The following is a 9,407-nucleotide window of genomic DNA, read 5'->3' on the forward strand; positions in this document are numbered from 1 at the left end:
ATACGTGATTATTTACCCAGATAAATGGAAAGGTAATCCCCTCGCGGCTACCAACGCTTAAAACAACAGAGGGTTTTCGCCACTAAAAAGTTTTGAAGGGGGTCTGGGGGAAACTTTGCAAAAGTTTCAGCCCAGTCGCCGAAGGCAAGTCCCGCTGACAAGCGCCGCCGGAGGCATTTATAACGCTAGCCGCGTAGGAAAAGTCCTTCCGCAAAGTGCTCGCTTTCACAACGAATAAAACCGAACATACCCGGATGCACAACATCAACTTCTTCACCGCGATGGTTCTCCAGCTGGAAGCTGCCAACAGGCAGTACTGGACGCTTGAGCCCGGGTACCATCACCTGCACAGGTCTGTCTGCTCGGAATGGAGAACGCACAGCAATTTGCCATTTGCTGTCATTTTCTTTTTGAACGAGCTTGGCAACAATCGGGGTACAGTCTTTTTTGGGTAACGGAGGCACAGATTTTCTATGGCCTTTCGGCAGGAAGAATCCTGTGCTCAAATTCCGTGATGCCGTATTTTGCAGTTCACGGATGTATTCATCATAGCGGAACTGTTTGGTAGCAACGTCGTTAATAGCAGTTCTGTACACGTCTACTACATGTGCGACGTAACTTGGTGTTTTCATGCGTCCTTCAATTTTGAGTGACGCAACGTTGTTTTTGGCGAACCAGTGCATGTACTTAACGAGACAAAGATCTTCAGGTGCCCAGAACGCACTGTGCGGGCCTTCATGCGTTACATCCCATGTTGGGCCTTCGCGCATTCCTTCTTCCACTGTCAGGCGCATGTCCTGTACTTCAAGTCCTTTGTATTCAAAGCGACACGGATGAGTACATTCACCAAGGTTTGCAGGACGCTGGCTCATCCATGACGAAAGAAGACAGCGACCGGAAAGCGCAAGGCACATTGCGCCGTGCACGAATACTTCAAACTCCATAGCCGGATACGCTTTGGTAAGCTTGCTGATTGCATGTGCACCAAGCTCGCGGGCAACGTTTACTCGTTCGATGCCGAGATCATGCCAGAACCCCACAGCTTCACTGTTGGAGGTGTTCGCCTGCGTACTGAGATGGATGGATTTATTAGGGGCAATACGACGCGCCATGCGCAGTACACCAGGATCTGCAATAATAAGCCCGTCTACGCTGGATTCTGCAAGATGCTCAAGAGACTCTTCCACACCGGCAAGGTGCTGCTCATGTGGCAGAATATTGAGTGTGTAGTAAATGGAAGCATTTTTCGCATGTGCTTTGGCACAGGCTATTTCAAGCTCTTTCCAGTCAAAACCGCCGGAGCTTGCGCGCAGGCTGTGTTTTTTTCCACCAAGATAACACGCATCCGCGCCGTAAAGCAGCGCAGAGTCGAGTCTGTCCATATCTCCTGCCGGACAAAGCAGTTCAGGCAATTTTTTTATCATACTATTCTTAAACAGGAAGCCCTTGCTTCCGGCGTAGGTCTTTTAAATTATCAAGCACACTGTGCGGCACATACAACCCGCCCTTACCACGACCGAGCGTAATGTTGGGCTTCACCGCGCCGTGATAGTCCGAACCGCCCGTGAGTGCAAGCCCATGCACTGTCGCAAGTTCCACCACAAGTCTTGTTGCGGCATCGCCGTGTTCACTATGATAGGCTTCCAATGCATCCAGTCCATGCGGCTTCAACGTTGCGATCATGTCGTTAAGATATTCCTCCGAACGTCCATGAATGCACATGTGCGCCCATGAAACCGTGGCACCTTCCTCTTTCAGAAGTTTTACTCCTTCAACAGGACTAAGCACTTTTTTAGGTGCATAGGCTTTGCCACCGTCGCAGAGCATTTCTTCAAATACGTGCTTCACGCTCTTGAAGTATTTCTTTTTGACAAGCACCTGTGCAATATGCGGACGTCCTACAGAGCCTTCACCAGCAGCTTTGAGCACCTCGTCATACGTGATGTCCATACCGAGAGCCTGCAACTTCTCAACAATGATCTTGTTCCGCTCAGCTCTGTACTCACGCAGTTCGCCCATCACCTTTTGCAGCTTTTCCGCTTTGGGATCAAGCCAAAGGCCAATGAGGTGAATTTCGCCAAAGTCTGTTTTTACCCCCAGTTCGCAACCGGGAATAACGTCTACGCCGAGCTCCTTGCCTGTTTCCATTGCTTCCTCAACACCGGCAACGGTATCGTGGTCAGTCAATGCAAGAGTGGTAACGTTGCTCTTTTTGGCAAGTTGTATAAGTTCTTCAGGAGAATCACTCCCATCGGACGCAGTAGAATGCGTATGTAAATCTATATAAGTACGAGCCATAATTCCTTCCATTCTTAGAACTATGTAACAATGTGTGTATTCTCTTTCACCTTCACAATTACGCCCGCGATTTACGCCTTGTCAAATGGCGAATACATGACAGTGTTCAGTCAGCTCGTGTGACACACTGAAACTACAGGCAAAGTTCTCACCCATCCATATTGAAACAAATCTGTGCAGAGCAAGGTGTAAGAATACGTCAGGGAATAGCAAAAATAGACATCTGTGAGAGACTGACTTTTCGTAATGGTGCGCAATATGCGAAGTTGTCATTAATCTGATATATTTTCATAAAATTATACCACTGCGCTTCCTGTTGCTGTACATAGAGTAACTGCGTATACTACCCGTTCTACACACAGCGTGTGTATATTTATTTTAAGGAGTCGCCCTGTGACTGTACAAGCTGATTTGCTCAAAATTCTTGCCTGCCCTAAGTGCAAGGGTTCTCTCGAACTTACTGCTGATAAAGACGGACTTTCCTGCGCTAAATGTAGCGTTGTGTACCCTATCCGTGAAGATATTCCTGTTATGCTGGTGGAAGAAGCTATTTCTCAAGAAGCATGGGACAACGGAGCCAGAGAAACCGGTAAATAGTTTGCTTTTTGCCCCGATCTGATGTTGTCCCTGTACGTTTGTGTATCTTGACGGAACCCTGTCTCTGTTTATGATAGATGCTGAAAGGAGAGCCGGATTATGGTTATCAATTATGGATCGTTTTACGACTTCCCTCATTTGTTCGACAAACTGATGAATGATCTGCACGACCCGCAACCAACTGCAACGCGACGCGCCACGTTCCCTCCACTGTACATCAGTGAAGATGATACAAGCGTGTTTGTTCGAGCGCTGCTACCGGGTGCTGCAATGGAAGACGTGGAGTTGATTATTGAAGACAACACCCTTGTCCTCAGAGGTGAATTAAAACCTGTTCAAGGGAAATATCATCAGCAGGAACGCCCTACCGGCTCGTTCCAGAGACTGATAAAAATCAACGTACCGATCCATAAAGACGGCATCACTGCCACCATGAAATCCGGCATGCTGTTTGTTCAGCTTCCTAAATCTACGGCAATGCAGCCGCGCACAATCCATATTCAACCAAGGTAGCAGCTATGCAACAGATACCTAACAGAATTGGAAAGCGTCCACGGGTACAACCACATGCAGATTTTGTTGAGCGCGAAGATGGCTTCTATCTCTACCTCGACATGCCGGGTGTAGAAAAAGAAAAGCTGCATTTAGATATCGAAAACGACAAACTCTCCGTTCAGGCCAAATCAGATTTCGGCCTCACTTCCGGTGAGCGGGTACACTCAATGGAATTTGGTGAAGTAGAATACTTTGCCAGATTTGAAGTAAGCGAACTTGTTGATAAACAAAAGGTAAGCGCTAAATTTGAAAATGGCGTATTAACGATTTATCTTCCCAAACGGAAAGAAGCGCCGCCAAAGCGCATAAAAATCGAAGTCCTATAACATAGCAAAGACACACACAGTTAATGAAAATTTTATTTCTCTCAGATTTGCACGGTTCCTACGACCGTGCAAAAACTGTTTTGGACAAGGCAGAAAAACTCAACCCGGACTTCATTGTCCTGCTTGGGGATCTGCTGTACCACGGCCCGCGTAACCCTCTCCCTGAGGGGCACGACCCTAAAGCCACTGCTACGCTGCTCAACAGCTACAAAGATAAAATTATCGCAGTGCGCGGTAACTGCGATGCAGAAGTTGATCAGATGGTGCTGGACTTTCCGATGATGTCCGACTTCTCATGGCTTGCTGCAGACGGTCGACGCATCTTTCTGACACATGGACACTTGTGGAATCCTGAAAACCTGCCGCCGCTTACTGCTGGTGACACCTTTGTCTACGGACATGTGCACCGTCCCAAAGCGTACACCGACGAAAACGGCATCAACATCTGGAACCCCGGTTCCTGCTCACTCCCTAAACAGAGTGACCGCCCTACGTATGCAACGTTTGAAGGCAACACCTTCCGCGTGCTTGAACTCGACGAAACCTGCATTCTTGAGCAAACATTATAGAGGCACTCATGCACGCTGCTGAATCTTTTTCCGCGCCTATTACCTTACGCGGCAAGACCATACAAAACCGCCTGTGCCTTGCACCCATGGCAGGACTTGGGCACATTGCCTACCGCGCCATTGCTGCCCATTACGGCGGTTACGGTCTGCTGTTCACAGGCATGTGCAGTGCCCGCGCTGTCCCTACTGAAAACCGTCACAAGTCACCTGTATTCAACTGGCAGGATGAAGAGTTACCTACGCTGGTCTGCCAGCTGTTCGGTGCAGCACCGGATGACATGGTAATTGCCGCAGAGCGCGTTCAAGAAGAAAACTTCTTTGGCGTCGATATCAACATGGGCTGTTCTGTTTCACCGATAGTCGACAGACAATGTGGCGCAGACCTCATGCGCGATGTGGATCGTGCGTGCGAAATGGTAGAGAAAGTACGGAAAGCAGTTGATCTCCCCCTGTTCGTCAAATTCCGGACAGGCTGGCAAAACGAATCGGAACCGGCTGTCGCTTTCGCAAAAATGCTGGAACAAGCAGGTGCAGATGCACTCACCTTCCACCCACGAGTCGCACCGGATAGACGCACAAAACGGCCGCGAATCGAGGATATCAGACTCGTAAAAGAAGCCGTATCCATTCCAGTCTTCGGCAACGGCGACGTGTGGAATGTAGCTTCAGCAAACGCTATGGTAGAACGCACCAACTGCGACGGACTCGCCATCGGACGCGCTGCCATCTCCAAACCATGGATGTTTGCTGAGCTCAGTGAAGGTTTTGAGGCAACACCGGAAACATACAAAGAAACACTCTTCATGTTTCTGGATCAAATAGAAAAATGGTACGACCCAACCCGCGCTATTAAGCTTTATAAAAAATACTGCATGTACTTTGCCGCAAACTTCTCCTTCGGCAACCGTCTGTTCGGCCAGCTCATTGCCGGAGATTCTATGGAAACAATGCGTGCAAACGCAGAGCGCTGCTTTGGTGACCGCATTCCGCAAATTTCCAAAAGCCTTAATGCGCTTATGATGAACAGATAATCTTAGCTGTTACGTGGTAATACCGCTAGATACGTGTTTATCAGCCTTCGGGGAAGGATGCCTCCGGCGGGTCTCCGACGGGCGGGGCTTTGCCCCTGCACCCCACGAGGGGGACGCCCCCTCGACCGCGAGGTTATTTCGAGCCACGCACGTTACTAACATTCTCACGCGGCTCAATCATACCTACCTTTCCACAATGATAATAAAAAAGGCTGTCCTTTTGAATAAGGACAGCCCTTTTTTGTTTTTTGTACGAAAATTCATTCCGATTATATTTTCGTCATACTTTTTATATAGTTACTCAAAACACTCCCCCCCTCAACTTTCCCATAACAGGGGTTAAGGGGACAGTGTCCCCTTGCGGGGGTGCAGGGGGCAGCGCCCGCCTGCTCGCCGAAGGCCCAACTAGCGGATACCGCATCCACCACAACGGATAGACTTTGCATGCAGGCGTGACTGAACATAGCGAGCTAACGCCGACACAGCTCTGTCTGCAGTCTGGAAGACTGGAATACCTGCTTCATTCAATGCTTCACGCATTGGTTCGAACAACATACCGCCGTCGGATGCGCATACGAGTGGCTTGTCTGACTGCTTGGCAAGTTCCATTGCACGGGAAAGGATGCTCTTTTCATTGTGCATGCTGAACGGATCGCCCTGCTCTGTATCCAGAGACTGCATGACTGGGCTGAGTGGAGTCAGCGCAAGCACAACTGCATCAACGGTTGGTTCATCCAGCATAATTTTTGCGACTTCAACGTGGAGTTCGTCATCCCCTGCCGGAGTCAAATCCATCGGGTTTGACACGGAGACGAGTGATTCCAGACGCTTTTCTTTAAGAAGAGTACGGAACCCGTTTGCTGCTTTTTCAGAAAACGGTGCGAGCTTCATGGTAAATGTGCCCACATCAATGCTGTCCGCCATGCTTACTGCTTCAAACCCTGCACCACTGATGGCACCTAATCGATTACCTTCAACTTTTTTTGAATGCAGTGTTTCTGCTAACACAAACAGATCCTGAAACTGTTCTACAGTCTGGGCTACCACGGCACCTGCTTGACGCACACAGCTTTCTGCAACCATGTAGTCACCGGCAAGTGATGCGGTATGTCCGCTTGTTGCAGACTTTCCTTCCGGTGTTCGACCAGCTTTGTAGAATACAACTTCTTTGCCTGCCATAACGGCTTCACGCACTGAACGACAGAATGCCAATCCATCGAGATCATTAAAGCCTTCAGCGTAGACAGCAATAACATCCACGTTGTCATCATCTTTAAGGTAGGTAACCATGTCGCCCAAAGTAAGGTCAGTCTGATTTCCCATTGAGATCATGTAATTCGGGGAAAGATGCGGGTAGCGGCTGAGACCGAAGAGCATGAATGCTCCGCTCTGGCTGACTAGTGCTGCCCGGCGTGGAGTTCCAAGCCCGTTACGTGGAAATTTGTTTTCAGGAATAAACCATGTATTGTATCCGCCCGGACGGGAAACAATCCCCATGCAGTTCGCACCGATAAAAACCGGTCCGCCATCGCTGGATTCATGCGCCTTATTGATATCGGCAATAACCTTCTGCGCACGCTCGTAACTTTCTTCTGTTTCTCCAAGGCCACCGGCGATCAACATGACGCTGTTGGCTGCATCTTTTTCGATAACTTCGTCGACAACTACAGGAATATGCTGGGCTGGAACCGCCACAACAAGCATATCGAGTTTTCCGTCTGTATCTATGGAGGGGATGCAACGCACACCGTCAATTTCTTCGCAACCGTCGCGGATAATGCGAACCTGCTCTTTTGGGTATCCTTCTGCCAGAACGTTGCGCAGGATAATACGCCCAAAATTTTCACGGGATGCTGACACACCAATAATGCCAATCGTATCAGGGTGCAGCAAATTTTTGATTTTTGCTACAGGGCGCGGTGTTGTTGCTTTTTCAGGCAAGGAAAATTTACAAAGTCCATCCAGTGGAACCATAAGGAAATCAGTAAAAGCAAACGGGTTGATTTCAAATTCATCAATGATGAATGGTGCCTCTGGGTTCGTCGGGGAGTAGTAGTTTGCAAGCAGAATGCAGGCATCAAAACATTCAAGAAGTTGATCATCAGAAACTATGCGTTCCTGCCCACGGGTGCGACCTGCCAATTTCTCAAATGAAATTGTCTGCCTGAAATAGCTAAAAAAGGATTCACCGTCTGTCAGCTTCGTAGAGGCTGCGACTATTGCCTGACTTTTCTTAAAGCGTTCTGCATAGAGTTCCGCATCAGTTCCACCGAGCCCTGCGCTCAGTACCATACCGAACTCTCGTGTACGTCTGATACCTACAATGAGTTCATTACCAAATGCATCAGAATCAGGCGGCATAAATTGAACAAGCAGTACTCCAGTCAAATCAAGAGCAATTGCTTCTTCCAGAGCTGTACCGGAGAGGCCAGCATACTCAGCCGGAGAGGCATCAGGATGTCTTTCAATCCAACGGGCGTATTTTTCGGGAACTTCATACATCATACGACGCCAAGCAGAGCGAATTTTACTAGGCTCGCGCTCTACGATACGCACACCACCGACCTCTGTTTTATGCACAATGGTAGGCGATACAATCTTCAGCACGATTTTTTCCCCGGGGATGCTCATCAGGTCGTCATCTGATGGCCGTGTCCCCCGCGGGATAAGTTTTACCTGTGGAGGCGTTTCTGAGCCGATACTCTCCATAACACGATACACTTCGTGTTCGAACAAGGAGGTTCTTCCCTCTGCATGCGCCTGTGTAAAAATCTCAGTAATCGCGTCAAAATTAATTTTAGCGGTAGTCTTCGCGTGCGAAAAGGCGTCGTAATTCTGCATTATATTTCATCCACAAATTTTGGCTGTGCCCTGTAGCCCATTTGCACAGAAATCTCTGATGCAACGTCCAGGAGCCGGTTTGCAAAGCTTGTAATATCTGTTTCCGGGCCAATAATATCGCTGGTGCCACTCACGCTAATTGCTCCAATAACCTTACCATCTACCCCCAAGACAGGTGCACCGATTGTATTCAGGTGAATAAGAGTTTCACCGAATACCAAAGAGTAGCCACGCTCACGTGTTGCGCTTATCTCTTCATGCAGTTCCACCGGGTCAGTAAGAGTTTTAGGTGTGTAGGGAAGCAATTGTACGGTAGCTAAGTGTTCCACAAGCTCACGCATTGGAAGCTGTGACAGGATTGCCCTGCCCATACCTGTGCAATAAGCAGGAACAGTCGGGCCGATGTAAGAAGAAGGATGCCATTCCTGATGATCTGTGCTCAGTGTGGTCAAAATCGCATTATGGTACAGCACACCAACCCTCCCAATCGTATTGGAATGCTGGGCAAGGTAGGTAACAGGTGTCGCAGCCTTACGGTTTAGCTCATAGGTTGCGGACTGTAACGATCCGAGTTCCATGAGCTTCAAGCCTAATTTATATTCTTTGGTCGCAGGATCCTGCGCCAGATAGTCACTATTCGCTAGTGCTTTCACAATGCCGTGCGTTGTACCGATTGCAAGATCAAGAGTCTTAGCAATATCGCTCACACGCCAGCTTGGATGTTCAAAAGTAAACAACCCGAGCACTCGGGTTGCACGTTCAATAGATTGTTGGGACATAGCCACTTCCTCGACATTATCGAATTGTTTTCAAAAAAGTATACATTCCCTCAAGCTGCTGTCAACGCAACGCTGCAAGCGTGCATGCCATCGTCATATTTTTTGAATTTACAATACATATAAAACAAAAATGAATTTCTCATTGCGGCAATAGTTTTTTAGCGACAAAAATTCATAATTGTAAAAAAAATGCCATGTCAAAATCGTAAAATGTTAAAATATTGCATGACACTGTTCATACTTTTTAACTGTCGACATGTGTACTCTGATGTTCTGCTTAGAAACTTTTTGAAAAAAAACTGTAGAAAAAAAAAGAAAGACACTTTTTTTTCCCATTCATTCGCTGTAAGCACGTACTAACATAGCTGTGAATAAAAAAAATTTTTTTATAAAACTTTAACGCATGTTCAG

Annotated in this window: 9 protein-coding genes; 5 read left to right on the forward strand and 4 right to left on the reverse strand. The window is 47.9% G+C overall.

Features of this window, described 5'->3' with window-relative positions; all coding sequences use genetic code 11:
• Nucleotides 1-185: 185 nt before the first annotated feature.
• Nucleotides 186-1,424: a peptidase U32 family protein gene (locus SP90_RS09805; RefSeq protein ID WP_066855203.1), complete on the reverse strand. Its 1,239-nt coding sequence runs from the start codon at nt 1,422-1,424 to the stop codon at nt 186-188.
• A 7-nt stretch (nt 1,425-1,431) separates the two neighbouring features.
• Nucleotides 1,432-2,298 (reverse strand): PHP domain-containing protein, encoded by an 867-nt coding sequence (locus SP90_RS09810; RefSeq protein ID WP_066855206.1) that lies wholly within the window; start codon nt 2,296-2,298, stop codon nt 1,432-1,434.
• A gap of 393 nt (nt 2,299-2,691) precedes the next feature.
• Here SP90_RS09810 and SP90_RS09815 point away from each other — a divergent pair, with 393 nt between their 5' ends.
• The 5 genes from SP90_RS09815 (at nt 2,692) to SP90_RS09835 (ending at nt 5,376) form a co-directional block, all read left to right on the forward strand.
• Nucleotides 2,692-2,895 (forward strand): Trm112 family protein, encoded by a 204-nt coding sequence (locus SP90_RS09815; protein WP_066855209.1) that lies wholly within the window; start codon nt 2,692-2,694, stop codon nt 2,893-2,895.
• Nucleotides 2,896-2,994: 99 nt separating this feature from the next.
• Nucleotides 2,995-3,408: an Hsp20/alpha crystallin family protein gene (locus tag SP90_RS09820; RefSeq protein WP_066855212.1), complete on the forward strand. Its 414-nt coding sequence runs from the start codon at nt 2,995-2,997 to the stop codon at nt 3,406-3,408.
• A 5-nt stretch (nt 3,409-3,413) separates the two neighbouring features.
• On the forward strand, nt 3,414-3,776 hold the full coding sequence (locus tag SP90_RS09825; protein ID WP_066855216.1) for an Hsp20/alpha crystallin family protein: 363 nt from the start codon (nt 3,414-3,416) through the stop codon (nt 3,774-3,776).
• 23 nt (nt 3,777-3,799) lie between these two features.
• Complete coding sequence (gene yfcE, locus SP90_RS09830; RefSeq protein ID WP_066855218.1) at nt 3,800-4,345, forward strand: phosphodiesterase; 546 nt, start codon at nt 3,800-3,802, stop codon at nt 4,343-4,345.
• 8 nt (nt 4,346-4,353) lie between these two features.
• Nucleotides 4,354-5,376: a tRNA dihydrouridine synthase gene (locus SP90_RS09835; protein WP_066855221.1), complete on the forward strand. Its 1,023-nt coding sequence runs from the start codon at nt 4,354-4,356 to the stop codon at nt 5,374-5,376.
• A 405-nt stretch (nt 5,377-5,781) separates the two neighbouring features.
• On the opposite strand, the gene SP90_RS09840 is transcribed toward SP90_RS09835, so the two are convergent.
• The gene (locus SP90_RS09840) at nt 5,782-8,217 is read right to left on the reverse strand and encodes an acetate--CoA ligase family protein (protein ID WP_066855225.1); all 2,436 of its coding nucleotides are present in this window, start codon (nt 8,215-8,217) and stop codon (nt 5,782-5,784) included.
• The gene (locus tag SP90_RS09845; RefSeq protein ID WP_066855227.1) at nt 8,217-8,996 is read right to left on the reverse strand and encodes an IclR family transcriptional regulator; all 780 of its coding nucleotides are present in this window, start codon (nt 8,994-8,996) and stop codon (nt 8,217-8,219) included. The genes SP90_RS09840 and SP90_RS09845 overlap by 1 nt, the downstream gene beginning before the upstream one ends.
• Nucleotides 8,997-9,407 lie beyond the last annotated feature (411 nt).

This window comes from Halodesulfovibrio spirochaetisodalis (assembly GCF_001672295.1).
GTDB classification, from domain to species: domain Bacteria; phylum Desulfobacterota; class Desulfovibrionia; order Desulfovibrionales; family Desulfovibrionaceae; genus Halodesulfovibrio; species Halodesulfovibrio spirochaetisodalis.